This window comes from Bacillus sp. XT-2 (genome assembly GCF_025696525.1).
In the GTDB taxonomy this organism is placed as follows: Bacteria; Bacillota; Bacilli; order Bacillales; family Bacillaceae; genus Bacillus; species Bacillus halotolerans.
The window spans coordinates 129,973-155,278 of the sequence record NZ_JAHVOC010000004.1; the positions used below are offsets into that span (position 1 = coordinate 129,973).

General features: G+C 46.5%; 27 protein-coding genes, 1 pseudogene and 1 riboswitch. Of the genes and pseudogenes, 17 read left to right on the plus strand and 11 right to left on the minus strand.

The features are described 5' to 3' along the window. Nucleotides 1–114 precede the first annotated feature (114 nt). Genes KXD37_RS12665 through KXD37_RS12675 form a run of 3 tightly spaced genes read right to left on the minus strand, consistent with a single transcriptional unit; the run spans nt 115 to nt 1,359 of the window. Nucleotides 115–408, minus strand: a complete 294-nt coding sequence (locus KXD37_RS12665; RefSeq protein WP_024120885.1) for a DUF3784 domain-containing protein — start codon at nt 406–408, stop codon at nt 115–117. A 19-nt stretch (nt 409–427) separates the two neighbouring features. Beyond that, nucleotides 428–1,015, minus strand: coding sequence for an HAAS signaling domain-containing protein (locus KXD37_RS12670; RefSeq protein WP_106020557.1), 588 nt, complete (start codon nt 1,013–1,015; stop codon nt 428–430). Next, a complete protein-coding gene (locus tag KXD37_RS12675; protein WP_010333707.1) occupies nt 1,012–1,359 on the minus strand; it encodes a PadR family transcriptional regulator in 348 nt (115 codons plus the stop codon). Before KXD37_RS12675 ends, KXD37_RS12670 begins: the two co-directional genes overlap by 4 nt. Nucleotides 1,360–1,540: 181 nt before the next feature. On the opposite strand from KXD37_RS12675, the gene KXD37_RS12680 reads away from it, so the two are divergent. From KXD37_RS12680 to KXD37_RS12690, 3 genes are read left to right on the plus strand one after another with little or no spacing between them, the layout of a single operon-like run. Further along, nucleotides 1,541–2,077, plus strand: coding sequence for an SdpA family antimicrobial peptide system protein (locus tag KXD37_RS12680; protein ID WP_024120883.1), 537 nt, complete (start codon nt 1,541–1,543; stop codon nt 2,075–2,077). Then, the gene (locus KXD37_RS12685) at nt 2,062–2,997 is read left to right on the plus strand and encodes a sporulation-delaying protein SdpB family protein (protein WP_024120882.1); all 936 of its coding nucleotides are present in this window, start codon (nt 2,062–2,064) and stop codon (nt 2,995–2,997) included. The genes KXD37_RS12680 and KXD37_RS12685 overlap by 16 nt, the downstream gene beginning before the upstream one ends. Continuing rightward, nucleotides 2,994–3,578 (plus strand): sporulation delaying protein family toxin, encoded by a 585-nt coding sequence (locus KXD37_RS12690; protein WP_024120881.1) that lies wholly within the window; start codon nt 2,994–2,996, stop codon nt 3,576–3,578. The genes KXD37_RS12685 and KXD37_RS12690 overlap by 4 nt, the downstream gene beginning before the upstream one ends. 53 nt (nt 3,579–3,631) lie before the next feature. Here KXD37_RS12690 and KXD37_RS12695 read toward each other — a convergent pair. Continuing rightward, nucleotides 3,632–4,530: pseudogene (locus KXD37_RS12695) on the minus strand (S1 RNA-binding domain-containing protein). A gap of 98 nt (nt 4,531–4,628) precedes the next feature. Here KXD37_RS12695 and KXD37_RS12700 point away from each other — a divergent pair. From KXD37_RS12700 to KXD37_RS12730, 7 genes are all read left to right on the plus strand, one after another. After that, a complete protein-coding gene (locus KXD37_RS12700; protein WP_044156433.1) occupies nt 4,629–5,120 on the plus strand; it encodes a YajQ family cyclic di-GMP-binding protein in 492 nt (163 codons plus the stop codon). A 107-nt stretch (nt 5,121–5,227) separates the two neighbouring features. Further along, nucleotides 5,228–5,345, plus strand: a riboswitch (SAM riboswitch). Nucleotides 5,346–5,435: 90 nt separating this feature from the next. After that, nucleotides 5,436–7,274, plus strand: coding sequence for a bifunctional homocysteine S-methyltransferase/methylenetetrahydrofolate reductase (locus KXD37_RS12705; RefSeq protein ID WP_095713646.1), 1,839 nt, complete (start codon nt 5,436–5,438; stop codon nt 7,272–7,274). Nucleotides 7,275–7,372: 98 nt separating this feature from the next. Next, nucleotides 7,373–7,822 carry a GNAT family N-acetyltransferase gene (locus KXD37_RS12710; protein ID WP_263463601.1) on the plus strand — a complete coding sequence of 150 codons (450 nt, stop codon included), beginning with the start codon at nt 7,373–7,375 and terminating at the stop codon, nt 7,820–7,822. A gap of 4 nt (nt 7,823–7,826) precedes the next feature. Next, complete coding sequence (locus KXD37_RS12715) at nt 7,827–8,678, plus strand: GNAT family N-acetyltransferase (RefSeq protein WP_106022361.1); 852 nt, start codon at nt 7,827–7,829, stop codon at nt 8,676–8,678. An 88-nt stretch (nt 8,679–8,766) separates the two neighbouring features. Next, nucleotides 8,767–10,035 (plus strand): MFS transporter, encoded by a 1,269-nt coding sequence (locus tag KXD37_RS12720; RefSeq protein ID WP_044156438.1) that lies wholly within the window; start codon nt 8,767–8,769, stop codon nt 10,033–10,035. 8 nt (nt 10,036–10,043) lie between these two features. Further along, a complete protein-coding gene (locus KXD37_RS12725) occupies nt 10,044–11,159 on the plus strand; it encodes a mandelate racemase/muconate lactonizing enzyme family protein (protein WP_188323680.1) in 1,116 nt (371 codons plus the stop codon). A gap of 95 nt (nt 11,160–11,254) precedes the next feature. Beyond that, nucleotides 11,255–11,884: a YitT family protein gene (locus KXD37_RS12730; RefSeq protein ID WP_010333695.1), complete on the plus strand. Its 630-nt coding sequence runs from the start codon at nt 11,255–11,257 to the stop codon at nt 11,882–11,884. Between the two features lie 45 nt (nt 11,885–11,929). Here the strand turns inward: KXD37_RS12730 and KXD37_RS12735 are convergent, their stop codons facing one another. Next, nucleotides 11,930–12,688 carry a phosphosulfolactate synthase gene (locus KXD37_RS12735; protein ID WP_095713651.1) on the minus strand — a complete coding sequence of 253 codons (759 nt, stop codon included), beginning with the start codon at nt 12,686–12,688 and terminating at the stop codon, nt 11,930–11,932. Further along, nucleotides 12,685–13,368 (minus strand): 2-phosphosulfolactate phosphatase, encoded by a 684-nt coding sequence (locus KXD37_RS12740; protein WP_106020564.1) that lies wholly within the window; start codon nt 13,366–13,368, stop codon nt 12,685–12,687. The genes KXD37_RS12735 and KXD37_RS12740 overlap by 4 nt, the downstream gene beginning before the upstream one ends. A gap of 200 nt (nt 13,369–13,568) precedes the next feature. Between KXD37_RS12740 and KXD37_RS12745 the strand changes: the two genes are divergently transcribed. From KXD37_RS12745 to cysC, 3 genes are all read left to right on the plus strand, one after another. Continuing rightward, nucleotides 13,569–14,279 carry a phosphoadenylyl-sulfate reductase gene (locus KXD37_RS12745; protein ID WP_106020565.1) on the plus strand — a complete coding sequence of 237 codons (711 nt, stop codon included), beginning with the start codon at nt 13,569–13,571 and terminating at the stop codon, nt 14,277–14,279. 134 nt (nt 14,280–14,413) lie between these two features. Further along, nucleotides 14,414–15,583, plus strand: a complete 1,170-nt coding sequence (gene sat, locus KXD37_RS12750; protein WP_263463602.1) for a sulfate adenylyltransferase — start codon at nt 14,414–14,416, stop codon at nt 15,581–15,583. Next, entirely contained in the window at nt 15,580–16,179 is a 600-nt protein-coding gene (cysC, locus tag KXD37_RS12755; RefSeq protein ID WP_127695490.1) for an adenylyl-sulfate kinase, read from the plus strand. Before sat ends, cysC begins: the two co-directional genes overlap by 4 nt. 25 nt (nt 16,180–16,204) lie before the next feature. On the opposite strand, the gene KXD37_RS12760 is transcribed toward cysC, so the two are convergent. After that, a complete protein-coding gene (locus KXD37_RS12760) occupies nt 16,205–17,008 on the minus strand; it encodes an alpha/beta fold hydrolase (protein WP_263463603.1) in 804 nt (267 codons plus the stop codon). A gap of 207 nt (nt 17,009–17,215) precedes the next feature. On the opposite strand from KXD37_RS12760, the gene KXD37_RS12765 reads away from it, so the two are divergent. Further along, nucleotides 17,216–17,854 carry a pentapeptide repeat-containing protein gene (locus KXD37_RS12765; RefSeq protein ID WP_106022365.1) on the plus strand — a complete coding sequence of 213 codons (639 nt, stop codon included), beginning with the start codon at nt 17,216–17,218 and terminating at the stop codon, nt 17,852–17,854. A gap of 1 nt (nt 17,855) precedes the next feature. Here KXD37_RS12765 and KXD37_RS12770 read toward each other — a convergent pair whose 3' ends face one another. Beyond that, nucleotides 17,856–19,313, minus strand: coding sequence for a PLP-dependent aminotransferase family protein (locus KXD37_RS12770; protein ID WP_127695494.1), 1,458 nt, complete (start codon nt 19,311–19,313; stop codon nt 17,856–17,858). Nucleotides 19,314–19,430: 117 nt separating this feature from the next. On the opposite strand from KXD37_RS12770, the gene KXD37_RS12775 reads away from it, so the two are divergent. After that, the gene (locus tag KXD37_RS12775; protein WP_106020570.1) at nt 19,431–20,039 is read left to right on the plus strand and encodes a LysE/ArgO family amino acid transporter; all 609 of its coding nucleotides are present in this window, start codon (nt 19,431–19,433) and stop codon (nt 20,037–20,039) included. Between the two features lie 56 nt (nt 20,040–20,095). Then, nucleotides 20,096–20,605 (plus strand): DinB family protein, encoded by a 510-nt coding sequence (locus KXD37_RS12780; RefSeq protein ID WP_106020571.1) that lies wholly within the window; start codon nt 20,096–20,098, stop codon nt 20,603–20,605. Between the two features lie 51 nt (nt 20,606–20,656). Here KXD37_RS12780 and KXD37_RS12785 read toward each other — a convergent pair whose 3' ends face one another. From KXD37_RS12785 to KXD37_RS12795, 3 genes are all read right to left on the minus strand, one after another. Beyond that, entirely contained in the window at nt 20,657–21,685 is a 1,029-nt protein-coding gene (locus KXD37_RS12785) for a Gfo/Idh/MocA family oxidoreductase (RefSeq protein ID WP_106020572.1), read from the minus strand. Nucleotides 21,686–21,889: 204 nt separating this feature from the next. Then, entirely contained in the window at nt 21,890–22,912 is a 1,023-nt protein-coding gene (locus tag KXD37_RS12790) for a LacI family DNA-binding transcriptional regulator (RefSeq protein ID WP_024120859.1), read from the minus strand. 17 nt (nt 22,913–22,929) lie between these two features. Beyond that, entirely contained in the window at nt 22,930–23,793 is an 864-nt protein-coding gene (locus KXD37_RS12795) for an AraC family transcriptional regulator (protein WP_024120858.1), read from the minus strand. 123 nt (nt 23,794–23,916) lie between these two features. On the opposite strand from KXD37_RS12795, the gene KXD37_RS12800 reads away from it, so the two are divergent. Beyond that, nucleotides 23,917–25,284, plus strand: a complete 1,368-nt coding sequence (locus tag KXD37_RS12800; RefSeq protein WP_095713661.1) for an MATE family efflux transporter — start codon at nt 23,917–23,919, stop codon at nt 25,282–25,284. The last annotated feature ends 22 nt before the right edge of the window (nt 25,285–25,306 follow it).

The window sequence follows — 25,306 nt, forward strand, 5'->3', positions numbered from 1 at the left end:
GGAATCTATTTTTTCGTTCATCCTAACAAAAAAACCGAAACTTGTATGTGGTGCTTCGTTCCTATTTTCAGGAAAAAGAAAGAAGGACAGAGCTTTCGCTCCGTCCTTCAGCTCCTATTCTACCAGTTTTTTATTCACGTAAATAATAACCCCTGCGCCATATGCCAAAATAAGCGGCGGAATCAGCTGCTCCTGGCCTTGAAATGAGATAAAGCTGTTCAGCAGAATGAACAAACCGGAATTCAAGAAAAAGTAGCCTGCTATTCTGGCCAGCCGATCCTTATCCCGGATACGTGCCTCATTAAACCCCGCCAGCATCCACGTCTGTTTTTTGATCCCGACAAAATAGGCTACCACAAAGAATAAAAGCGAAATGACAATTAATAGATAATTGATGCTGATCTCCATATTACAGCCTCCTACAACATTACTTGACATTTAAATAAAGAAAAAAAGCGGCACAGCTAACCACAATCAGCAGAAGGACGACGAATGCATTGATAAGCGGCTGCACAAGAAGCAGAACAGCCAAAAACAGCAGATAGCCCGCACCGACCCTAGAAATCGTGACAATCTCATGTTGAGAGCGCATTTTGTTTTTTCTTACACCCGCAAACATCATTAACTTCTTCCGCTTCCACACATAGCCTGCGAGCACCGCCAAATAAAGAGCCAATGGCACATATCTGTATGAGGGCGGCAGCAGCGGCAGGAGTATGATTACAGCAATGAGAAAAACTGAAAGTCCGCTTTTTCCTAACACAGAACCCCTCCGTTTCTGTTCCTCCCCTTCGCCCATCATCGCTTCGGCAAGCTCTTTCGGATGAGAAAACTCATTTTCAACAGCTTCCCGCAGATCCTCTACACCATGGCCGGCATTCAATCTGTCTTGTACAAAAGCGGTTAAATGGCCCTTCAGTTCGGCTAGCGTGTTTTCTCTCTCTACTTCAGGCATATTCGCCAGCTCAGCGTTTAGTTCCTCCGTATAGCGGTCAATGATGTGCTGTGCATTCATAGCAAATCCCCCGATAAAGACAATAAAGCTTGATGGGTTTCCAGGTACTTCTCCAGCCGTTCTTTTAACATCTCTTCTCCTTTTTGCGTCATTTTGTAGTACTTCCTTTTCGGGCCGTCCAAAGAATCTTGCCAAAAAAATTCGACCCAGTCCTTCTCCGTCATCCGTTTCAAAATGGGATAAATCGCACCCTCTGAAATAGCCAGTGCCGGGGTTGTTTTTAAGGACGATGTCAGCTCATAACCATACATCGGTTTTGAGCGCAGCAGGGATAAAATAGCCAGCTCGAAAATCCCTTTGCGAAATTGAACAATCCAGCGGTCGTTAATTTGATTCGTTTTCATGGTTTAAATATATCGAAAAAATCACTATATATCAATGACATATAGCTATGAAAAATGTCCTATTTTTCCCATTAACAAAAATGGAATTTCTCATACTTTTTAACCTTTTTATTACAAAAATGTTTTTATATTATGAAAAGTAAGAAAAGTGAATTTCTTCAGTTTGAAAAGGAGCAGTCGAATGCAGAAATCGATATCATTTTTTATCATTTTTTCAGTCCTCTGGGGGTCTTTATTTCTGTTTTCAATCATTGGCAGCTTAGGGACAACCCCGATTCCGCTGACAAAGGACTCCAAATTTCTCATGTCCAGCGTCATTCCTCAAGGCTGGGGCTTTTTCAGCAAAAACCCCCGTGATACCGCCATCGGCTTATATGAAGATGGAGATGCCAGCGCCAAGGTCAGGTGGCCTAATATGAGGGCTGATAATCTATTCGGCCTGTATCGTTATGGGCGATCGCAGGGCGTAGAAATGGGCGTGATCTACAGCCAAGTCGGCAAGGAACAGTGGACAGAATGTAAAGAAACGGACCTGAGTGCCTGCAAAAGCAAAGCCAAAACCGTTCAGCTGCAAACACCGGCGCCCCGCCCGCTGCTTTGCGGCAGCTATTATTTGACGAAAGAGGACATCGTTCCATGGAGCTATTCTAAATACACCGCTTCATCTTATCAGGTAAAAAGCATAGTCAAGGTTGTGATCTCATGCTCGAAAACATAAAACAGACCATCACCGGATGGGACAAAAAAAACCCGTGGACAAATGTATACGGACTCGCACGAAGCATTATTGCTTTATCCAGCCTGCTGACGCTGCTTGTCAATCATCCGAGCCTCATTATGAAGCCAGCCAGCGGAATCAGCAGTTACCCTGCTTGTAAAATGAATCTCAGTCTCTTTTGCCTCGGCGAAAATAACTATATGATGTTAAATCTGTTCAGGTGGGTCTGTATTGCCATTCTGGTGCTTGTTGTGATCGGGTGGCGCCCCAGAATCACCGGGATTCTCCATTGGTATGTCAGTTACAGCCTGCAGTCGTCGTTAATTGTCATCGACGGAGGCGAGCAGGCAGCCGCGGTTATCACATTTTTGCTGATTCCTATCACGCTGACTGACCCGAGAAAATGGCATTGGAGCGGAAGGCCTGATGACCCAGAGGGCCAAAGAACAATTGGTAAAATCACAGCTTTTATTTCTTATTTTGTCATCAGACTTCAAGTAGCGGTACTTTACTTCCACTCTACTGTCGCTAAGCTGTCTCAGCAGGAATGGGTGGACGGAACGGCCGTCTATTATTTCGCCCAGGAAAAAACCATCGGCTTCAACGGCTTTTTTCAGGCTTTAACGAAGCCGTTTGTATCAAGTCCGTTTGTGGTGATTCCGACATGGGGGACGCTTCTCGTTCAGATTGTCATCTTTGCGGCACTGTTCGCGCCGAAGAAGCATTGGAGATTGATTTTAATCATCGCTGTTTTTATGCACGAGATATTCGCGGTTATGCTGGGTTTAATCAGCTTTTCACTCATCATGGCCGGCATTTTGATATTGTATCTCACTCCAATTGATTCCACGTTTCAATTTACATATATACGCAGACTGAAGTGGAATAAAAAAGAAAAGAAGGGAGAGGTTTCAGTTTGAAGAAGGCGTTTCTTGTATTTTTGTCGGTTGTATTGGTGACGACAGTGTTTTTGGTGAAGCAGCAGGAAAGTGTAGCACAGGCGAAGCAGCTTGAGTATTCAGGTGAAGAGATTTTTAAAGGGTTTGTGTTTGCTCAGGGTGAAGTGGGCAAAAAGCTTCCAGAGGTATTTAATAAAGCCATGACTGACAAGCTCAACACAAAACAGGCAAAGGCTTTTGCCAATCAGGTTGTTGCTGATATCAAAAAAGAGGATGCTGACTTTTTTGACAATCTGAAGAAAGCTGTTTACAGCAAAGATGCAATGAAGGTGGATGAACTGCTGAAAAAAGCAGGTCAAATCGTTGAAGAAAAAGTAGAAGCTGCAAAGGACATCGCCGCTTCCAAGGATGATACGTCCAGAGTTCAAGCCGAGCTCGTCAACACGGTCGATACCGCTAACTATTTCTATTATGTTTCTTATGTTGCCGCAGCCGGTGCGCTGATTCTTGTCATTCTTGCCATTGATATTACGCCGATCGCGATTTCAGACAATGTGGATCGCGAAATGGCAATCAGAACGCTGGTTGATGAATTAAATTAGAATTAAAAAAGGCTCGCTCCGCAGTTCTGCTGCAGGCGAGTCTTTTTCATGCATTATTTTTTCTCGTATGTCCAGCCGTCTTCCTGATACACTTTTCCGTTTTTCATTAAGTGGCCAAGCGCCCGTTTAAAGGCAGCCTTGCTCATGTTAAAACGTTCTTTGATATCATCGGGCTGGCTTTTGTCGCTGTACGGCATGGCGCCGTTTCTCGTTCTTAAATACGTTAGAATATACTCGGCATCAACAGACAGCGCATCCTGCTTTCTCGGAAGAAGCGACATATTCACTGAGCCGTCTTCCTTCACTTGAATCACACGTCCTGTCACTCTTGAGCCGAGTCTAGGCTCTTCTTTTCTTTCTGATGAATGAATAAAACCGCGAATTCCGTCATCCGTAATGATGAACGATCCTGAAGCGATCAGCCTGTACACCGTTCCGGTCAGCTCTTTATTCATCAGATCGTCTGAAGCGTCCGTAAACAGCTCGCTGATGATATCCTCCGGTGCGGGTTTGGCAAACATGCGCCCCCGATTTGTCACCTTCAGCATACAGTAGAGCTTATCCCCTTTTTGCGGCCAGACATCTTCATACGGCGGCAGATGCTCTGTTGCGACAAGCGCGTCTTTCGAAAGGCCGACATCGACGAATACGCCCATATCATCTACCGTGTCCACCACTTCTACCCATCCGTACTCATCAGCGCTGATGACCGGAATTTTCATCGTTGCTGCAAGCCGTTCCTGCTGGTCAACGTATATAAAGACCTCTACCTCATCTCTGTCTTCTATATCCTCTGTCACTTCACTGTTATGTAAGAGAATCGTATCTTCTCCATCGGTTAAAAAGTAACCGAAGTCCGTTTCGTGATCTATACTCAAGGTTAATTGCTGCCCTGGTCTCATGCTATCGTCCTTCCTCTTCCCGCTTATTTCACTGCGGATCTTGTTAACATTTTTTCCAATCATCACAAATTGATTCTTTGTTCTGTTGGAAGTTTCTCTTTATTCTACTATAATCAACACATAAGTTAAATGTTATGGAGGTTTTCATATGGCAAAAGAAAGTTCATTTGATATTGTATCCAAGGTGGAACTCCCTGAAGTGCAAAACGCGATTCAAATCGCACTGAAGGAAATCAGCACACGCTATGACTTCAAAGGGAGCAAAAGCGACATTTCATTAGATAAAGAAGAGCTTGTTCTTGTTTCCGATGACGAATTCAAATTAAGCCAGCTCAAGGATGTGCTTGTCAGCAAATTGATTAAGCGCAGCGTGCCGACAAAAAACATTGATTACGCCAAAATTGAGAACGCGTCCGGCGGCACCGTACGCCAGCGCGCAAAGCTTGTTCAAGGGATTGACAAAGACAACGCCAAAAAAATCAATACCATCATCAAAAACTCCGGACTGAAAGTAAAATCTCAAGTGCAGGATGATCAAGTGCGTGTCACCGGAAAAAACAAGGATGATCTTCAGCAGGTTATCGCAGCAGTTCGAGGTGCCGATCTGCCAATTGACGTTCAATTTATAAATTTCAGATAAATTTTCTGATTCCTATTGATTATTGTCTTTATTTTCGGTAAATTTGGAGAAAGGGAAAATGCCAGGCATCTTTTGGCATCTCCTGAACATGTAAAATTTCATATCCGTTCTTATCAAGAGAAGCAGAGGGACTGGCCCGACGAAGCTTCAGCAACCGGTGTAATGGCGCATTGCCATGACCAAGGTGCTAAATCCAGCAAGCTCGAACAGCTTGGAAGATAAGAAGAGACAATATCACTGACAAAGTCTTCTTCTTAAGAGGACTTTTTTTATTTCTCTTTTTTCCTTGCTGAATGTGAATAAAGGAGGCAGACAATGGGACTTTTAGAAGATTTGAAGAAACAGGTGTTAATCGGTGACGGCGCAATGGGCACGCTGCTTTACTCCTTCGGAATAGACAGGTGCTTTGAGGAGCTTAATCTTTCAAAACCTGAGGAAATTCAGCGTATACATAAAGCCTATGTCGAAGCGGGAGCAAACATCATTCAGACCAACACGTACGGAGCGAACTATATTAAATTATCGAGACACGGCCTTGAAGATGACATCAAAAAAATGAATCAGGAGGCTGTAAAAATCGCGCGGGCTTCCGCCGGCGATGCGTATGTGCTCGGGACGATGGGCGGCATCCGCACGTTTAACAAAAATGCGTACAGCCTTGACGAAATCAAACGAAGCTTTCGCGAACAGCTGTATTTACTGCTGCATGAAGAGCCGGACGGTTTGCTGTTAGAAACGTATTATGATTTGGAAGAAGCCCGTGCAGTGCTGAAAATCGCCCGAAAAGAAACCGATCTTCCGATTATGCTGAATGTATCCATGCATGAGCAAGGCGTACTTCAGGATGGAACGCCGCTTTCTGATGCGCTGCGCTCGGTTGCGGATCTCGGTGCCGATATCGTCGGCATTAACTGCCGGCTCGGCCCTTACCACATGATTGAAGCGCTCAGTGAAGTGCCGATTTTTGATGACGTGTTTTTATCTGTCTACCCGAACAGCAGCCTCCCCTCACTCGAAGAAGGCCGGCTTGTATATGAAACTGACGACAAGTATTTTCAAAACAGCGCGGCTGAGTTCCGCAAGCAAGGCGCGCGGATTATCGGCGGCTGCTGCGGCACCACGCCAAACCATATCCGGGCTATGGCAGAAGCTGTGGGCGGACTCGCCCCTGTTACGGAAAAGCATGTAAAGGTTCGGGCAAAGGAATTGGTGACTGTTCAGCACGAACGGACAGAGCCGGGATTAAATGAAATCGCTGCGGAAAAGCGCTCAATTATTGTTGAGCTGGACCCGCCGAAGAAATTGAGCTTTGACAAATTTCTGTCCGCCGCTGCTGAATTAAAAGAAGCGGGAATCGATGCCCTGACGCTCGCCGATAACTCACTGGCAACCCCGCGGATCAGCAATGTTGCCTGCGGCGCCCTTGTCAAGCAGCAGCTCGATATGCGGTCTCTTGTCCATATTACATGCCGGGACCGAAACATTATCGGCCTCCAGTCACATTTAATGGGACTCGACACATTAGGGCTGCATGATGTGCTGGCGATTACCGGCGATCCTTCTAAAATCGGTGATTTCCCGGGTGCAACGTCTGTCTATGATTTAACATCCTTTGATTTAATCAGGCTGATTAAACAGTTCAATGAAGGGCTGTCTCTGTCCGGAAAACCGCTCGGAAAGAAAACCAATTTCTCAGTGGCCGCTGCTTTTAATCCAAACGTCCGCCATCTCGATAAAGCCGTAAAACGGCTGGAGAAAAAAATAGACTGCGGCGCTGATTATTTTATCTCACAGCCCGTCTATTCGGAGCAGCAGCTTGTCGATATTCATAATGAAACAAAGCATTTGAAGACTCCGATTTATATCGGCGTTATGCCGCTGACAAGCAGCCGGAACGCTGAGTTTATCCATAACGAAATTCCGGGCATCAAGCTGTCCGATTCCATCCGCGAAAAAATGGCGCGCGCCGGCGAAGATAAAGAGAAACAAAAGGCGGAAGGCCTTGCGATTGCACGCTCCCTGCTGGATACTGCCTGCGAGCTGTTTAACGGCATCTATTTAATCACGCCTTTTCTCAGATCTGACTTGACGTCGGAACTTACTTCTTACATTAAGCAAAAAGATGAACAGCGTCAGAATATTTATTTGCATTAACATCGCTTTCTAAGACTGTCCGAACCAATTGGGCAGTCTTTTTCAAACCCGATTCGTGTTACGATATAGAAAATAAATCACATAGGAGGAGGAACATCATGCTTGAAGTGAAAACCATACCCGCAGAGGATACATATGAAATCAGGAACCGCATTTTGCGTCCCCATCAATCAATTGAACAATGCAAATATGAACAGGATCAAGCAGAAGGCTCTTTCCATCTCGGCGCTTTTTTTGAAGGAACGCTGATCAGCATCGCTTCCTTTTCTCCCGAAAATCAGCCGCTATTGACTGATTCACCCGCATATCGGCTTAGAGGCATGGCAACGCTCGAAGAATACCGTGATCAAAAAGCCGGAAGCACACTGATCACATACGCGGAGCAGAAGCTGGCCGATATGGGCGTGCAGGCGGTCTGGTGCAACGCAAGATACCATGTGAAAGGCTATTACGAAAAGCTTGGCTGGAAAGAACTTGGCGAGCCGTTTGAGATTTCCGGCATTGGCACCCATATTGTGATGTACAAAAAAATAGGAACAAGCAGGTGATGACATGCATTCAGCAATTGAGCTGATTCAGCTTACTGAAAAACATGTGCCCGGCCTATTGCGTCTGTGCCGGCAAGCCGGGTGGCCGGATTACGGCGAACGAGAGCTGCAGTTGCTTGTAAAACATGGACGCTTCTTCGGGTATCAAAACAGCCAAGGAGACATCATCTCCTGCATCGGTTTGTTTTTGTATGGCCGACTTGCTTCTATCGGACTTGTTATCGTCGACAACGAGTACAAACGGCGAGGTCTGGGGCGGCGTATGGTGAACGCGTGTATCAGCCAAGTCGATGAAAACACCGCCATCATGCTTTGCGCCACGAAGGAAGGTTTGCCGCTTTATGAAAAAGCCGGATTTCAAACAGCGGATTCAATCCGCAAATACAGCTGTCAAAGCTTCAAGCCGCTTACAAAGCAGCATGACATTGAACTGACATCTTTTACAGAAAAGGATTTTCCGGAATTAATCGCGGCTGATCAAGCCGCCTTTGGCGGAGACAGAGCAGCACTCCTGCATCATTTGATCTCTCAATCAGCGGAATGTGTAATTGCCAGAAATATTGAAGGCGAATTCATTGGCTATGGCTTATCTGTCCAGACACCGGCCAATCTGAAATTAGGCCCGCTTATCGCACCGTCACCGGGTCTCGCTGCTGTATTGGTCAACAGGCTGGCCGCAGGAAAACAAGGACCGATGCGAATCGACGTGCCTGGTGCCAACGCATTTCTGCATGACAGCCTGGAAGCAATGGGATTTCACTTAGACGATGAGCCCCCGCTTATGATGTACCAAAAAAAGATGCTGCCTGCACGAAACAGACAATTATTCGCTGTCATCTCACAGGCGCTCGGTTAACCTTTTTTACCCGAACAGGAAGATTCTGTTCGGTTTTTTTAATGCCTTCAGGGACACTCTAAGCAGAAGAAAAGGAGTGTGCTTTGAGATGGAAACATCAAAACAAAATAACGGAATGACGATTGTAGCTATCGGTTCAATCCCTTTAATATTAACCCTTGGAAACTCTATGCTTATTCCTATACTGCCAAAAATGAAATCTGAACTTCATTTATCCCAATTTCAAGTCAGTCTCGTGATCACGGTGTTTTCCCTGATTGCGGCGTTTGCGATTCCGATTGTCGGCTATCTCGCAGACCGGTTTTCACGGAAAATCATCATTATTCCCTGCTTATTTTTGTATGGAGCAGGCGGATTGCTGGCCGGGTTTGCGGCAGGTTTTTTTGACAATGCTTATCCGTGGGTCATGGCTGGCCGGGCTCTTCAGGGTATCGGAGCAGCCGGAACGGGACCGATTGCGATGGCGCTGTCAGCGGACCTATTTAAAGGCGCGCAGGAAAGCAGAGTGCTCGGCCTTGTTGAAGCGTCAAACGGAATGGGGAAAGTTCTATCGCCGATTATTGGCTCACTTATCGCCCTGATCGTTTGGTATGGCGCATTTTTTGCCTTTCCTGTGTTTTGTATCATTTCAATCGTGCTGACTTGGATTTTTATTAAAGAAAAGGAAAAAGAAAAAGAACCGCCTCCTATCGGAAAATATGCAAAAGGGCTGTTAAGTGTATTTAAGCATGAAGGCAGATGGCTGTTTACCGCTTATTTAGCCGGGGCTACCTGTTTGTTTACCTTATTCGGCATTTTGTTTTACCTATCAGACGTACTGGAAAAAACATACGATACAGACGGCGTCAAAAAAGGGCTGATTTTGGCGATTCCCCTTTTGGTCATGTGTGTGACATCTTATACGACGGGCAGCAAAATCGGACAAAAGCAATCGTTAATGAAAAAGCTGATCGTCATCGGTTTAGCGTTTATGACTGTGTCTTACGCGGCACTGTCATTCATTGAAAATCTCGTCCTGTTTATCAGCGTTCTCGTGCTGAGCAGTATCGGTTCAGGCCTTGTCCTTCCTTGTATTAACAGCTTTATCACAGGCGCTGTCGGCAAAGAACGACGGGGTTTTGTGACATCGCTGTACGGATCAGTGCGTTTTCTGGGGGTGGCGATCGGGCCTCCTATTTTCGGGCGCTTGATGCAGTGGTCAAGACCCGGCATGTTCTTAAGCATTGCGGGCTTGACGCTGGTTGTCGGCATTCTTGTGCTCACGCTGATTCATGTCAAACAAAATAAAGACGAGACGAATGAAAAAGAAGAGCCTGCAATGAATGGCAATCGGCTTCAGCCGGCTGAGGAAAGGTAGCGTCCGGTTTGAAAATCGAACGGATCGAGACCTTTCCGCTCTTGCACCGATTAGAGAAACCTTACGGAGATGCAAACGGATTTAAACAATACCGGACATGCTATCTGATCAGAATTATCACAGAAAGCGGCATTGACGGCTGGGGAGAGTGCGCGGATTGGCTCCCGGCCCTGCATGTCGGTTTCACAAAACGAATCATTCCCTATCTCTTAGGTAAACAGGCAGGCAGCCGCCTGCCTTTAGTGCGCACAATCAAAAAATGGCATCAGCGGGCGGCATCGGCTGTAAGTATGGCACTGACGGAGATTGCGGCAAAAGCAGCAGGTTGTTCCGTATGCGACATGTGGGGCGGGCGGTACAGAGAAGAACTCCCTGTATATGCCTCTTTCCAATCATATTCAGACCATCCGCAATGGATCAGCAGCTCGCTTACGAATGTTGAAGTTCAATTGAAACAGGGCTTCAATCAAATCAAAGTCAAAATCGGCGGGACAACCTTTGAGGAAGATGTGCGGCATATCACTGCCCTGCAAAACACGGCCGGCAGCTCTATTTCTATTATTCTGGACGCAAACCAAAGCTACGATACAGCAGCAGCTTTAAAGTGGGAGCGTCTTTTTTCGAAATGGACCAATATCAGCTGGCTGGAAGAGCCTCTGCCTTTTGACCAGCCGCAGGATTACACTTTTCTGCGGAGCCGTTTATCCATTCCTGTCGCCGGCGGAGAAAATATGAAAGGCGCGGCACAATTTGCGCCTCTCCTCTCACAGCGCTGCCTGGATATTATTCAGCCTGATGTCATGCATGTCAATGGAATCGATGAGTTTCGCGACTGCCTCCAGCTCGCGCGTTATTTCGGTGTGAGAGCGTCTGCCCATGCCTATGACGGCGCTCTTTCCCGGCTTTATGCTTTATTTACGCAGGCCTGTCTGCCTCCGTGGTCAAAAATGGAGAACGACCAAATTGAACCGATTGAGTGGGACGTAATGGAGAATCCTTTTACAGAACTGATCAGCCTTCAGCCTTCAAAAGGAATCGTGCACCTCCCGAAAGGAACAGGGATCGGCAGAGAAATCAATATGGAGATCATCAATCGGTATATGTGGGATGGTTCAGCGTTTTAAGCTGTCCCATCCCTTTATTTATAGACATAAATCATGGACAGCCTCATAAAATGGTAACAGCGGACAAGTCTTTTCATAAAGGAGCAAATGACTTAATGGCTGAACTGCTGATGAAAGCAAAACTCACGTTTATGATTGTCACAGGCGGTGTATTACAGGGACTCGGCATGTCCTTATTTTTATTTCCGCATGATATTCCGACAGGCGGGGCGGCAGGTATTGCGGTCTTATTGCACCATTTGTTTCACATTCCCCACGGCTTCTCGGTATGGGCTGTGAATGTGTCAATGCTTTTCACTGCTTTAAAATGGCTGGAGATGAGAACATTCACCGGCACTCTCGCCTCGATTACCGTCACCTCTGTATCGGTATTGATCTTCGATGTCATTTTTCCGGACATCACCTCAAACCTGTGGCTTGATTTGGCAAGCGGCGCTGTTTTATTAGGACTCGGCATCGGACTTTTATACAAATATAAAATTTCTAACGGAGGGTTTGGAGCCCTTGCTCTTATGATCTCAATTTACCGGGGCGGAAACCCGGGAACCATCTTGCTCATTATGAATTGCATCATTTTTATGATTACCGCATCAATTATTGCCTGGGGCATTGTGATTCAAGCTCTGATTTGCCAAGTGATATCAACAAGAGTCATCGACTTCATCTATAACATCCGCCTGACCTCTCTTCCCATACTTACGCCTATGTACCGTCATAAAAAATAATAGGCAAGAGGCTCTCCCGATACAGAGAGCCCTGCAGCCGCTGTTTTACAAATAAAAGGTATCGGATCTTAACCCCAAGCGCAAAGTCTCCAGAGCAATCGCATCATGAAATGAGATATTCGCCAGATTGACATTCGGCCCGATCCTTTGAATAAAACCTTGCTGGAGCGTTTTGTTCGGTGCTTCAAATATCATTCGGCTGATATCAATATCCGACAAAATGATATCATCAACGATTTGAAACCGGACATCTCCGCTGCTGGAACAGATCCCCCCTGTCCCGCTTTCCCTTGCTTCCGTAATCACTTTCTCTGCGCCTGCCTCCATATCTTCGAGAATATACTCAAGCCATTCCTCAGAGCACTGGCAGCTTGATACTTCCTCATCCTTGCTGCCCACCTCGCTGAGAACAAGAAATTCATCAGAAAAATCAGCAATATAAGCCGCTTTTTCTTTATTCGTCATCGGGAGAGTGCCGTTTGAAATCTCAATATATTCGCACCCGAAGTAGGTGCAGTACCGATGAAATTCGTTGACTTTATTCTGGCTTACATATTTCTCAAACAGCGTGCCGCCGAAGAAAAACTTCACGTCATGCTCTTTCAGGGAGCTGATTTTTTCTTCAAGGTCTTTCGTAAGTAATGAAGTGCCCCAGCCGAACTTCACAAAATCTATATAGTCGGATGCCGCGCCTATCACATCTTTGAAAAACTGTAAGGGGTAGCCGTTGTCGATTAAAATGGTCTGTCCGTTTTCCCTCGGTTTACTTGTTCTCATTGGCAATTCTAGTGAAAAATCATTCATATCATGACCCTCTCAATCGTTGGAACTTCTCTTTCTTGTTTTACTTTCATCACGAAATCGCCCATTATTTCTTTTGTACAGTACGCAATGTCTTCCGGTTCAAATAACGGCTGGCTCCTGTCAAAAAACTTCTCCGCAACGGATGAGTTTTTGATTCTTTCAATCACTTCGGCCGCCGCACCATTCGTCCCTTCTATGATGCTTTTGATATATTCCGCACACGCCATATCATCATCACCTGACGGATGGGAAGCCACAATGTTCAGCACACAATCTTTTGCAGCGAGCTTTTTCACATATTCCGCTGTTGTTCTGGCATTAGAAAATCCGGTCACAAAAAGATGCTTGGCCTTCAGCGCTCCTAACGCCGCTGTGACGCCGTTTGTCGTTTTCTGGATCAGCCGCTTATCCGCCATATCCTGCTCTGCCATACGTTTTGGAGAATTATCCAAATCAAATCCTTTGATTCCGACCCCCTTTTCCTCTCCTGTTAATACATAATCCGGATAGGTTTCTTTCAACTTGAAAGCTTCTTCAGTTGTCCGGACCAAGAGAATTTCTTTCGCCCCGCCGATAAAAGCAAAATGGGCCACGGTAAAGGCTCGAATGACGTCAATAACGATATTGATATCTGCCGGGGCAAGTGAATGATGATGCCCCTGATAAATGGTAATCGGCATAATACCTCTCCTTGGGCATAAAACCATTTTGCTAAAAAGCATATTCAGCTGGTCTCTTATTGGTTCCGCCGCGCCTCCGTCTCCTCATTTTAGGCGGCCGCACACCTAAAAACCCTGAACCTTTATCTCAAAAGTGAATAGTCTGCCTATAACTCGATCAATAGATAAAAAACAGACAGATGCAAAACGGGGGGAAAATATTGAACGAAAACATCACCTTTGACACATGGAACGAAACGCTGGCAAAAGAGATGACGGACCAATTGATCGATGAGCTCGATGTATTGAAATGGGCTTACAGGACATACGGGGATAAGATCGTGTATGCATGCAGCTTTGGCGCTGAAGGGATGGTGCTTCTCGATTTAATTTCAAAGATCAACAAACATGCGCACATCATCTTTTTAGATACAGGGCTCCATTTTCAGGAAACATATGAGCTGATCGAAGCCGTCAAACAAAAATACCCGGCATTTACGATCCAGCTGCTTGAACCCGAGCTGAACTTAAAAGAACAAGCGGCGCAATACGGCGATGAATTATGGAAACACAACCCGAATCTCTGCTGTCAATTACGGAAAATCGCACCTCTGCAAAAACACTTATCTGGCATGACAGCTTGGATTTCAGGTCTGCGCCGGGAGCAATCGCCGACGAGAAAGCATATTCAATTCATCAATCAGGATCAGAAATTTAAACTTATTAAAATCTGTCCGCTCATTCACTGGACATGGGATGATGTTTGGACGTACATCCGGCTCCACAATTTGCCTTACAACAAACTGCACGATCAAAATTACCCGAGCATAGGCTGTGAAATGTGCACATTGCCTTCTTCAAACCCAAATGATGAGAGAGCGGGAAGATGGGCCGGACGCGAGAAAACTGAATGCGGTCTGCACCAGGAATGAAAGACCGTATGTCGTGAGAATGGAAGCGCCGGCAGGTTTCAATCTACATTTTCTATTGATGAGAAAGCCCGTCCAGCGAAGAAATGGCAGACTATTAAAAAACAATGTAAAACGCAAAGATGGAGGTTAAGCACGTGAATGCAATCGAGCCCCATGGAGAGGTGTTAATCAACCGCTTCGATCCCGCATGCACTTTTGATGGCTGCACTTGCGAAGCTGAGCTTGATCAGCTGGCACTGAGCGACCTCGAGCTTATCGCGATCGGCGGCTACAGCCCGTTAACCGGTTTTTTGGGAGAAAAAGATTATCATTCCGTTGTGAAAGAGATGAGGCTGGCGAACGGTTTGCCGTGGAGCCTGCCTATTACGCTGCCTGTCAGCGAAGAAACAGCCAAACAGCTGTCTGTCGGAAATCACGTGAAGCTTGTGAAACACGGCGTGACGTACGGCATGATGACAGTGACCGATATCTATCAGCCAGATAAAACACAGGAGGCGCTGTCTGTTTATAAAACAAACGATCCCGCCCACCCCGGAGTAAAAAAACTGCTGGAGCGTCCGGACTTTTGTATTGGAGGGCCTATCCTTGTCAGCCGCCTTCCCGATAAGTCCTTCGAACAGTTTTATGCACCGCCGGCACAAACGAGAACGGCCTTTGAAAAGCTCGGCTGGAAAACGATTGTCGGCTTTCAGACGCGGAATCCCGTTCACAGAGCCCATGAATATATTCAAAAAACAGCGTTGGAAACCGTCGACGGTCTGCTGCTTCATCCGCTAGTAGGAGAAACGAAATCAGATGATATTCCGAGTGATATCAGAATGGAAAGCTACCAAGTACTGCTTGACCAGTATTATCCAAAGGATCGGGTGATGTTATCGGTGTTCCCTGCCGCCATGCGGTATGCCGGGCCGCGTGAAGCGATTTTCCATGCGCTCGTCCGCAAAAATTACGGCTGCACCCATTTTATCGTCGGACGCGATCATGCAGGTGTCGGCAGCTATTACGGAACGTACGACGCACAGACCATTTTCAAATCATTCACTGAAGAAGAGCTGGGCATCAAGCCGCTGTTTTTTGAGCATAGCTTTTACTGCCGGAAATGCGGAAATATGGGCACCTCCAAAACGTGTCCGCACAGCGCGAGAGATCACATCCATTTATCAGGCACCAAAGTGAGAGAGCTTCTCCGCCAAGGCAAAAAGCCGCCGAAAGAATTCAGCCGGCCCGAAGTTGCAAGCGTGCTGATAAAAGGGCTCCATCAGCAGCCTGTTGCCATTCAGAGAAACAGCGGGGGATCAGAATGACACACAACCCGAATATCGTTTGGCATCCAGCGGTGATCCAAAAATCTGACAGACAGAGCTTAAACGGACATAAAAGCTGCGCCCTTTGGTTTACCGGTCTGTCCGGCTCAGGAAAATCAGTGCTCGCCAATGCCGTAGATGAAAAGCTCTATCACATGGGAATTCGGAGTTATGTTCTTGACGGCGATAATATCCGCCACGGATTGAATCGAGATCTCGGCTTTCGGACTGAGGACAGAATCGAAAACATCCGCCGGATCGGGGAAGTCGCGAAGCTGTTTGTCGATAGCGGCCAAATGACCTTAACAGCCTTTATTTCTCCGTTCAGAGAGGATCGGGATATGGTCAGAGCGCTGTTTCCCGATGGAGAATTTCTCGAAATTTATGTGAAGTGCCCGCTCCAGATTTGTGAACAGCGGGATCCGAAAGGCCTTTATAAAAAAGCGCGCAACGGAGACATTAAACATTTCACGGGGATTGATTCTCCCTATGAAGCGCCTCTTTCTCCCGATTTGATCATTGAATCTGACCAAACGTCCATTGCGGATGGAGCTGATTTGATCATCAAAAAATTGCAGCACAAAGGCATCATTTAAAAAACCCGACATTGATCGGGTTTTTTTATTTAGCAAACTGCGCAATCAGGCTGTTTATTTTTTCTTTTTCCTCATAAAAGAGCCCGTGCCCATTGTTTTCAAACGGAACCAATTCCGATTGCTTTATGCCGCGTTTTAATACTTTTGCAAAATCAAACGGAGCGATTTTGTCCTTTCTGCCGTGCAGGATGAGTGTCGGCACCTTGATTTCCGCCAGATCCTTTCTGAGATCCTCGTCTCTTAACGCAATGCCTGAGTGAATCGTTCCGTAAGAGGAAGCGTCCAGCAAAAGATTCTGGAACCATTGCTGGAACTCCGGAGAAACTTGTTTCTCGAAAAACTGTCTTCCCAGGTCAGCAAGCGTCTTCGGCCGATCGCTTTTGAATTGTTCAACCATGTCATCAATGTCCTGTTTCCTCATGCCGTACGGATAGCCCGGGCGCTTTGTAAATGCAGGCGCGGCCGCTGACAATAAAACCAGTTTATCGATATCGGCGCTCTCATGCCTTGCCATGTAACGGATCGCAATCGCACCTCCCATCGAAAAGCCGGCGAGAATCGCATTCTCAAGCTGAAGCGTATAAATAACGGCTTTCACGTCATCTGCCATCGTATTGTAATCGTAGCCTTCCCACGGGCGGTCGGAATCACCGTAGCCCCGAAAATCGATGCCAATAAAACGGAATCCTCTTTTCGGCAGCTCATTCATTTGATATTCAAACATCTTATGATTCAGCGGCCAGCCATGCAAAAAAATAATCGGTCTTCCCTGCCCAATATCCTCCACAAACAGTGTCACATGCTCCTCGGTTTTTACGTAATGCCCCACTCCACATTCCTCCTGTTCCCTTTTCTTTCCGGTCTTGTAAACGCCTTGACGTGCAGGAAGCTTTGCATTTATGCTTACAAAACAAGCGGGCTTCAGCACCCAGAATAGGCCCTTCACGTTTTACTATATGTATCAATCCGCGGAAACGATCTATGAAATTGATCCTGATGGCTGTAGGTCATGCAGGAATGTAAAGGATGTCAAATGATGAATAAAACAGCGATTCAAAAACCGTACGTACCAGAAAACCTGCAAGCTGCCGATTTTCATGAAACGGCTGCATCAGATGATGTGATCAGCATGCATTTATTTGAAGATTGTTCAATTTCCGGGGAAGACATAGACAGGCTTTGTATTGAAAAAACTGTATTTCGGAATGTCGTGTTTATCGATGTTTCCTTTCGTTTTATTGAGCTGACAGATGTGATTTTCGAAAAATGTGATGTATCGAACGCCGATTTTAGCGGGGCTGTTCTGCACAGAACTTTATTTAAGCAATCGAAAATGGTCGGGATGAACCTGGCGGACTCAACGCTGCGGAATGTGTCGTTCGAGGAATGTCACGGGCAATTCAGTTCATTTTATTATTCAAATATGAAACACGTTCTGTTTCATCATTGTGTCCTTCTGCAAAGTGAATGCAGCAGCATGGCGCTCCAGCAGACACACTTTGATGCGTGCGAACTGGAGGGCGCCAACTTTACCGGTACGTCACTTCAAAACGTGGACATCAGCTCCTGCCGGTTTGAACAGATCCATGTCTCACTAGACAAATTAAAGGGCTGCAAAATTGCTCCTGAGCACGCAATGGCCTTTGCGAGAGCGCTGGGAGCTGTCATCGTCTAGCTTAAGCCTGCGTCATCAGGCGGCGGGCTGTATCTGCAGCCGCCTTGATGCCGATTTTCAGATCCTGAAGAGACGCATAGGAATACGACAGCCGGATGCTGCGCCGGTCATCGCCGTCATAAACGGAACCGGGGTTCACCAGCACCTGCTGTTTCAATAATTCAAGAAACAGCTGCCTGACAGGCAGTTGTTTATGGAATGTGACCCATATATAAAAGCCGCCGGCTGGGATTTCCCACTCTGCAATATCTCCTGCATACTGCTGAAGAAGCTGAAGTGCCGCGTCTCTCCTTTTCTTCAGCTCCTTTCTTACCCAAGCGAGGTGTTCTTCATAATATCCTTGTGACAGCCATTGCGCCGCGGCCCATTGAGAGAGGCCGCTCGATCCGTAATCCGTCTGCATTTTAATGTCAGCCAGCCTTTCAATAACTGGTTCCGGGCCGGCCAGCCAGCCGATTCGAAGACCGGGGCTTACTGTTTTCGAAAACGTGCCGAGATACAGGACATTGCCTTCCTGATCCATCGACTTTAACGGCAGCGGCGGCTGTTCTTCAAACCACAAATCACCGTACGCAGCATCTTCAATGACCGGCAGCTGCTCTTTTTTTGACAGACTGACAACCTCTTCCCTTCTCTTCTCTGACATGACAATGCCAGTCGGATTATGAAACGACGGAATTGTGTAAAGCAGCTGGCCCCCGTATTGCTTCCGGTAAGCTGAAATCAGCCCCGCCTGCATTCCTTCTTCATCCATCGGCACACCGCGAAGCCGCATCCCTGCGGATTGAAAAACATGCAAAGAGTGAAGATAGGAAGGTTTTTCTGTCAAAATGACTGAGTCCCGCTTTAAAAGCCCGATCGAAATGAGCTGGAGCGCCTGCAGTGCGCCGGATACAATTAAAATGGCTGAAGGTGACACATTGATATGCTTTGTTTTTAAATGCTCAGCCACCGCCTCCCGCAGGTCTATATTTCCTTTCGGCTGTTCGTATCCTAAAGACAGAACATGCGGATTGATTTGCTGAAACATCCTGCGCATCGTTTCAGCCGGCAGCAGCTCTGGTGAAAGCTCTCCCGTCCCCAGCCGAATGATATCCGCTCGCGCCTCGTTTTTATTGATATCCTGAATGATAGAAGAATTGGGATGATGAATCCCTGAGCGGACATAGGTGCTCCAATCAAGCGGCGGAGCTGACGCAAGCACGCTCCATGTGCTGTTTACTACCTTTGTGCCGCCGCCTCTTCTCCCCTCTAACAGACCTTGAGACGTGAGTTCATCAATCGCCGATGTCACTGTGCTTCGGTTGACCTGAAACATATCCGCCAGCGTTCTTTGCGACGGAATTTTCGTCCCTACAGCCCACTCGCCATGGAGAATTTTTTCTTTTATATATTGTTCGATTTGCCGATGAAGCGGAATGTCCGATTCACGGCTTGGCTGCCAATGTGACAACGTCAAGCCCCCTTTTTTTCACATTATACATTTGGCTGGTTTCAAAACCAACCAAATGGCCGGAGACATGTAAAATCTTCTCTATTATTATGAGAAAAACAGATGTGAAAGGAGTTTTTCAGCATGAATGCAATGATTCACGGAATCGTGCTGGCCTTCAGCTTAATTTTGCCGCTGGGGGCGCAGAATGTGTTTATTTTTCAGCAGGGAGCGTGGCAAAGGCATATTTGGCTGGCGCTTCCAGCCGTCATCAGTGCTTCTGTCTGCGATACCCTGCTCATTGTGTTAGCGGTTGCGGGTGTATCTGTCATTGTGCAGCAGGTGCCTGTTTTTGAGACGGGAATGATGGCCGTGGGATTTTTGTTTCTCATTTACATGGGCTGGGTGACATGGAACAGCCGTCCGAAAACGGATGACAAAGAAAACAATATATTCACAGCAAAGAAACAAGCCGCATTTGCCGCAGCCGTGTCTCTGTTAAACCCGCACGCCATTTTAGACACTGTCGGCGTCATCGGTACAAGCTCTTTACAATATTCTGGACTGGAGAAATGGCTCTTTATGGCCGCCTGCATCGCTGTGTCTTGGATTTGGTTTATCAGTCTTGCAATAGCGGGCCGGCTGTTTCAGACGATAGATACGAGCGGCAGGCTTATGTTGATCGTAAACAAATGTTCTGCGGTGGTAATGTGGGCTGCCGCCGTCTATTTCTTGTTCTCGATCTTTCGTTAACTGGAGGAAACCACAGCCTAAACATCGAATTCTATTTAGAAAAGGGGGCGATGTTTGTGACTGATGCTAAACAGTTTTATGACTACCATTCCTGGGCGAACAAGCGAATCTTGAACCATATCGAACACCTGCCGGAGGAAACTGCTTATCAAGAAGTAAAGAGCGTATTCCCTTCAGTCAGTGACGTACTGCTTCATATGTGCAGGGCTGACTACATATGGCTGAACGTTCTTTCGGGAGTGGACTACCAAGAGATTATAGACGGCACAGGCAAATTCGAGTCCGCGCATGGCAATATGGAAGCGATTAAACTGCACGCTTCCGAGTTGGAATTACAGTATCATCATTTCTTCAGCCGCCAAACGGACTTAGAACAGACCTTCTCCATGCAGCATCCGAAACTCGGTACACTGGAATCAACCTATGCAGACACCATCCTGCATGTCGTCAATCACGGCACTTATCACAGAGGGAACGTGACAGCCATGCTAAGACAGCTGGGCCATTCAGGCGTACCTACTGATTATATGTACTATTTATATGAGAAAAGAGAAAGCAAGGGCTAAACTGTCCTTGCTTTTTTTGGCGGAAAAGCCTCAAATGGAACCTATTAACTTTTACATACCTGTATAAGCACGCTCCAGATCAAGCTGTACAGGCCTGCCGCTTCGATACGAATCGGTCGCGGCGATGCCGACTTCTAAATTGATCGTCGCATCGACATCTGTCACAATCGGTGTTTTTCCATTCCGGACGCACTCTGCAAAATGCTGCAGTTCTAAGCAGTAGGCTTCATGAAAACGAGTTTGAAAGTCTGGGATGATCTCATAGCTGCTCCCTTTAGCGGTCAGGATGGTCACATTTTGGTTTCTCAATGTCCCTATGAAAATACTGCCTTCTGTCCCGATAATTTCTGCACGGATGTCATGGCCGTATGGAGAGGTTCTGCTTGCCTCGACGTCTCCAGCTGCGCCGGAATCAAATTCTAAATACGTCAGCGCCTGATCAACATCGCCGTATTGTTCCATAAACGGGTTGTTTAAAATCCGGCCGTGTCCGGAAACAGAAGTGATCTCCGCTCCGAGCAAATATCGGGCAATATCGTAATCATGGATGGAACAGTCGATAAAGATCCCTCCGCTATGTTTGATAAACTCAGCGGGAGGCGCCCCTTGATCGCGTGTAAAGCCTTTATAATAGATGGGTTTGCCAATCTCTCCCGCGTCTATCCGCCGTTTCGCATCCGCATATGCAGGATCAAAACGCCTCATAAAACCGACTTGGCAGATGACACCTGTCTCTTTTACTGTTTCAGAAACTGATTTTGATTCCTCAAGGTTTAATGTCAGCGGTTTTTCAACGAAAATCTGCTTGCCGTTTTCCGCCGCTTTGATGATCATTTCCCCATGTGTGCTTGTCGGCGTTACGATGACCACTGCATCAATCTCGGGATCTGCTAAAATCTCATGCGGATCATCCGACCATTTTTCAAGCCCGAATTCTTTAGCGACCTGCTCGGCTCTTTCTGTCATCGGATCACCGACACTGACAAGCTCAGCTCCCGGAACGCTGGTCATAAGGTTTCTTGCGTGATAGTATCCCAGTCTCCCTAACCCTAATACCGCGCATCTTACTCGATTCCCCATGTCCTCATCTCCTTATTCTCCTTTTTTTTCGCCTAATGAAAGCGCTTTACCAGAATGATTAAAAAAATAGCGGTTCATCCACTATTTGGCCGATATATTTTTGCGCAAGCGCTTTCTCAAAAGGTGATTTCATTTTACAATGTCCTTTCTTCACATGCAATATCTTTTTCGCCTTCGCTGTCAAAAAGAAAAGAACCCGCTGCATTATCGGATTCTTTTCTTGAACGGTGCTGTAGAATGTCTGATCACTAGCTCGGGTGATAACACTATTTTTTGTTTTGCCTTTCGTTTTCCTTCGATTTCTTCCGCCAGCAGTTCAATGACGCGCTGCCCCATTTCTTTAATCGGCTGGGCTACCGTTGTCAGGGGCGGATCGACCATTTCAGCAAGGATGGTGTTATCAAACCCGATGATGGACAGGTCATCCGGAACCTTGATGCCTCTTATTCTCGCCGCCTGAATGGCGGCACAGGCCAATACATCGTTAAAAGCAAAAATAGCCGTTGGCCTATCCCTGTCCAGCAATTTTCCCGCCTCTTCCTTTCCGCTCTCCAAAGAGAAGCGTGTCGGAACAATCAGCGACTCATCGACCGGCACATTCGCTTCCCCCATCGCCTGCCGGAATCCTTTGATTCTGTCTGTTTCACCTGTCGTTGACCCGTCACCCACAATGCAGGCAATCCTCGTGTGGCCCAGTGACAAAAGATGCTTGGCAGCCTCATACCCGCCGAGAACATCATCCATCACAACAATATCCATCGGAAGAAGGGGCTTATCCTGAGAAATCATGGCGAGCGGGATATGTTCGCTAATGATTTCCTCTAAAGCTGACATGCTGTCATGATTCTCAATTCCTGTCGCAAAAATGATGCCGTCTACGTTTTTTTGCTTTAGGACAGAAAAATATTTCGTTTCTTTTTTCGGATCGTAATCGGTACTGCAAATGATCATCTGAAAACCAAGCTCATCCGCTCTTTCCTCTATGCTTTTCGCGAGCTCGCCGTAAAACGGGTTTGAAATATCAGGCGTCACAAGGCCGATAATATTGGTCCGCTTTCCCGATAAAGCAGCGGCGTGGACATTGGGCGTGTACTCCATTTCCTTCATCACATTCATGACCCTTTGCCTTGTTTTGTCACTGATCCGGCCCGTATGGTTAATGACGCGCGATACGGTCGTGATCGAGACACCCGCCTTCCTCGCCACATCGTAAATTGTCGTTTTCATCTTCATCCCTCGTCTGCTTATTGAACTTTCCGGCTGACAATTTTCCGGTATTCAATTGGTGAAATGCCTTCAATTTGCTTAAAGAGCTTTGAAAAATATGTCGGGTCCTCCATTCCAATCGTTTCCGCGATGACGCCCATTTTATCATTTGTCGAGGATAAAAGACGCTTTGCTTCAGTCATTCTCACCCGATTTGTGTATTGCCCCGGCGTGACACCAAGCACTTGCTGCATGCAGCGGGTCACATAATCCTGATTATAGTGCAGGGCGAGCGACAGATCCTTGATTGTCGTTTTCTCCTTATAATGCTCCTGTAAGTATCGGGCCGCCTCCCATGCCACCCGCTCTTTTGCAGACGGAATTTGAAACGCCTCCTTTTGAAGGTGCAGCATCAGCTCTTCAAACAAGATTTGTTTTCTGAGCGGCAAATCGGAGTTTTCTGCGGAGTAATCAATGAGCCTTTCAAACTGCTGCGCCATAAATTGCGGGCGCTGCACCTTGCCTTTTCTCGGCAATGCGAGCCCGTAGCGGGCCGGCTCCTCGAAGCTCCCCTTTTCCTGCTGAAGCTCTGCCCAATTGCTGCCCCCTTTTGCGGTAAATTCATATTGATGTTCATCAAAGTGAAGCCAATAATAGGAGGTCGCTTCATCACTGCCCTTTGTCCCATAGTGTTCAAGACCGGGAGAAAGCAAGATATATTCGCCCCCTTCAACAGAGAACGATTTTTCATTTTCAGTGATATATAACGTCCCCTGCTTGACGTATATCAGATCAAATACAGAAAAAATGCGTTTGACATGGGTTTCTCCTTTTTTAAAAACCCCTTCTCCGGCTGCGATAAATACCGGAAAAGGGGGGACTGTAAACAGGATGCGAGGCAATTTGATCACCCTCCTTTTTAAGTCGGATTTTTGCAAGAAGTATCGTTTCTCTCCCTTTTTATTATAAGGAAATGGAGGTACACTTTAAAACGTTGATTTTATTTACGAAAGGGGTTAGACACTATGAAACAAGCTGTCTTCAAATCAACTGCTTTGAAAAAACCCGCTGACAAATCGTTCTCATTATTTTCGCTTACTTGGCCGATCTTTATTGAGGTCTCATTATATATGTTTATGGGTAATGCTGATACACTGATGCTCAGCCAATACTCAGATAACAGTGTGGCGGCAGTCGGCGTCAGCAACCAGATTTTGAATTTAATTATCGTGATGTTCAGTTTTATCGCAACAGGAACAACTGTTGTCATCTCACAATTTTTAGGATCCCGGAAAAAGAAAGAAGCTATGGAAGTCGCTTATGTGTCAATCGCAGCCAACTTCTTCATCAGCCTTGCGATCAGCGCTCTCATCTTTTTTGCGGCAGTTCCTCTGCTTCATATGATGGGATTATCAAATGAGCTGATGCCTGACGCTAAAGTCTTTTTACAAGTTGTCGGAGGTCTGTCCTTTATTCAGGCTTTAATCATGACATTCAGCGCGATCTTAAAAAGCTACGGCCACACAAAAGATACAATGTTTGTCACAATCGGCATGAACATTTTAAACATTGCCGGAAACTTTGTTGTCATTTTCGGTCTGTTCGGCTTTCCTGTTCTCGGCGTTGCCGGAGTTGCCATGTCCACATCTATCGCGCGTGTTATCGGATTAATCGCGATGATTGTCATTGTAAACAAACGCATTCAGCTGAAGATGTCGTTGAAAAAAGTATTTCATATGCATAAAGACCATTTGCGCAAGCTGCTGAAAATCGGCATTCCTTCAGCAGGCGAACAGCTTTCTTATAACCTTTCGCAAATGATTGTCACTTATTTTATTGCCATCATGGGGGCGCAGGCTTTAACAACCAAAGTGTATACGCAAAATATTACGATGTTTATTCTGCTATTCGGGACTGCGATCAGCCAAGGCACGCAAATTTTAATCGGCCGCTATATCGGCGGCAAACAGTTTGACGCCGCATATGAGCGCTGCATGAAAAGCTTGTATTGGGCGCTTGGAATTGCTGCGGCCACATCTGTTTTGATGACAATCTTTTCAAAAGACCTTATCGGCATCTTCACACAAAGCCCTGATATTATTGCTACCGCAAGCCTTTTGATTGCGATGACCATCATCCTTGAACCGGGCCGCTCGTTTAATGTGATTATTATTAACTCTCTGCGCGCCGCGGGGGATGCGAAATTCCCGGTCTACATGGCGATGATTTCCATGTGGGGCATCGGCCTTCCGCTTGCTTATCTATTCGGCATTCATCTCGGTTTCGGGCTTGCCGGCGTATGGATTTCTTTTATCGCGGACGAATGGGTCCGGGGAATCTTAATGTACAGAAGATGGCGCTCACGGATCTGGATTCAAAAAGGTATGGCGTAACACCCGGCAGAACAAGCCGGGT

Coding starts and splice junctions, on each gene's coding strand:
- KXD37_RS12735 (WP_095713651.1), bottom strand. CDS start 12,688: ATGAATGATTTTTCACTAGAATTGCCAATGAGAACAAGTAAACCGAGG.
- KXD37_RS12665 (WP_024120885.1), bottom strand. CDS start 408: ATGGAGATCAGCATCAATTATCTATTAATTGTCATTTCGCTTTTATTC.
- KXD37_RS12700 (WP_044156433.1), top strand. CDS start 4,629: ATGGCAAAAGAAAGTTCATTTGATATTGTATCCAAGGTGGAACTCCCT.
- cysC (WP_127695490.1), top strand. CDS start 15,580: ATGACACACAACCCGAATATCGTTTGGCATCCAGCGGTGATCCAAAAA.
- KXD37_RS12685 (WP_024120882.1), top strand. CDS start 2,062: ATGCTCGAAAACATAAAACAGACCATCACCGGATGGGACAAAAAAAAC.
- KXD37_RS12680 (WP_024120883.1), top strand. CDS start 1,541: ATGCAGAAATCGATATCATTTTTTATCATTTTTTCAGTCCTCTGGGGG.
- KXD37_RS12765 (WP_106022365.1), top strand. CDS start 17,216: ATGAATAAAACAGCGATTCAAAAACCGTACGTACCAGAAAACCTGCAA.
- KXD37_RS12785 (WP_106020572.1), bottom strand. CDS start 21,685: ATGGGGAATCGAGTAAGATGCGCGGTATTAGGGTTAGGGAGACTGGGA.
- KXD37_RS12705 (WP_095713646.1), top strand. CDS start 5,436: ATGGGACTTTTAGAAGATTTGAAGAAACAGGTGTTAATCGGTGACGGC.
- KXD37_RS12720 (WP_044156438.1), top strand. CDS start 8,767: ATGGAAACATCAAAACAAAATAACGGAATGACGATTGTAGCTATCGGT.
- KXD37_RS12800 (WP_095713661.1), top strand. CDS start 23,917: ATGAAACAAGCTGTCTTCAAATCAACTGCTTTGAAAAAACCCGCTGAC.
- KXD37_RS12775 (WP_106020570.1), top strand. CDS start 19,431: ATGAATGCAATGATTCACGGAATCGTGCTGGCCTTCAGCTTAATTTTG.
- KXD37_RS12670 (WP_106020557.1), bottom strand. CDS start 1,015: ATGAATGCACAGCACATCATTGACCGCTATACGGAGGAACTAAACGCT.
- KXD37_RS12740 (WP_106020564.1), bottom strand. CDS start 13,368: ATGCCGATTACCATTTATCAGGGGCATCATCATTCACTTGCCCCGGCA.
- KXD37_RS12715 (WP_106022361.1), top strand. CDS start 7,827: ATGCATTCAGCAATTGAGCTGATTCAGCTTACTGAAAAACATGTGCCC.
- KXD37_RS12675 (WP_010333707.1), bottom strand. CDS start 1,359: ATGAAAACGAATCAAATTAACGACCGCTGGATTGTTCAATTTCGCAAA.
- KXD37_RS12710 (WP_263463601.1), top strand. CDS start 7,373: ATGCTTGAAGTGAAAACCATACCCGCAGAGGATACATATGAAATCAGG.
- KXD37_RS12790 (WP_024120859.1), bottom strand. CDS start 22,912: ATGAAAACGACAATTTACGATGTGGCGAGGAAGGCGGGTGTCTCGATC.
- KXD37_RS12730 (WP_010333695.1), top strand. CDS start 11,255: ATGGCTGAACTGCTGATGAAAGCAAAACTCACGTTTATGATTGTCACA.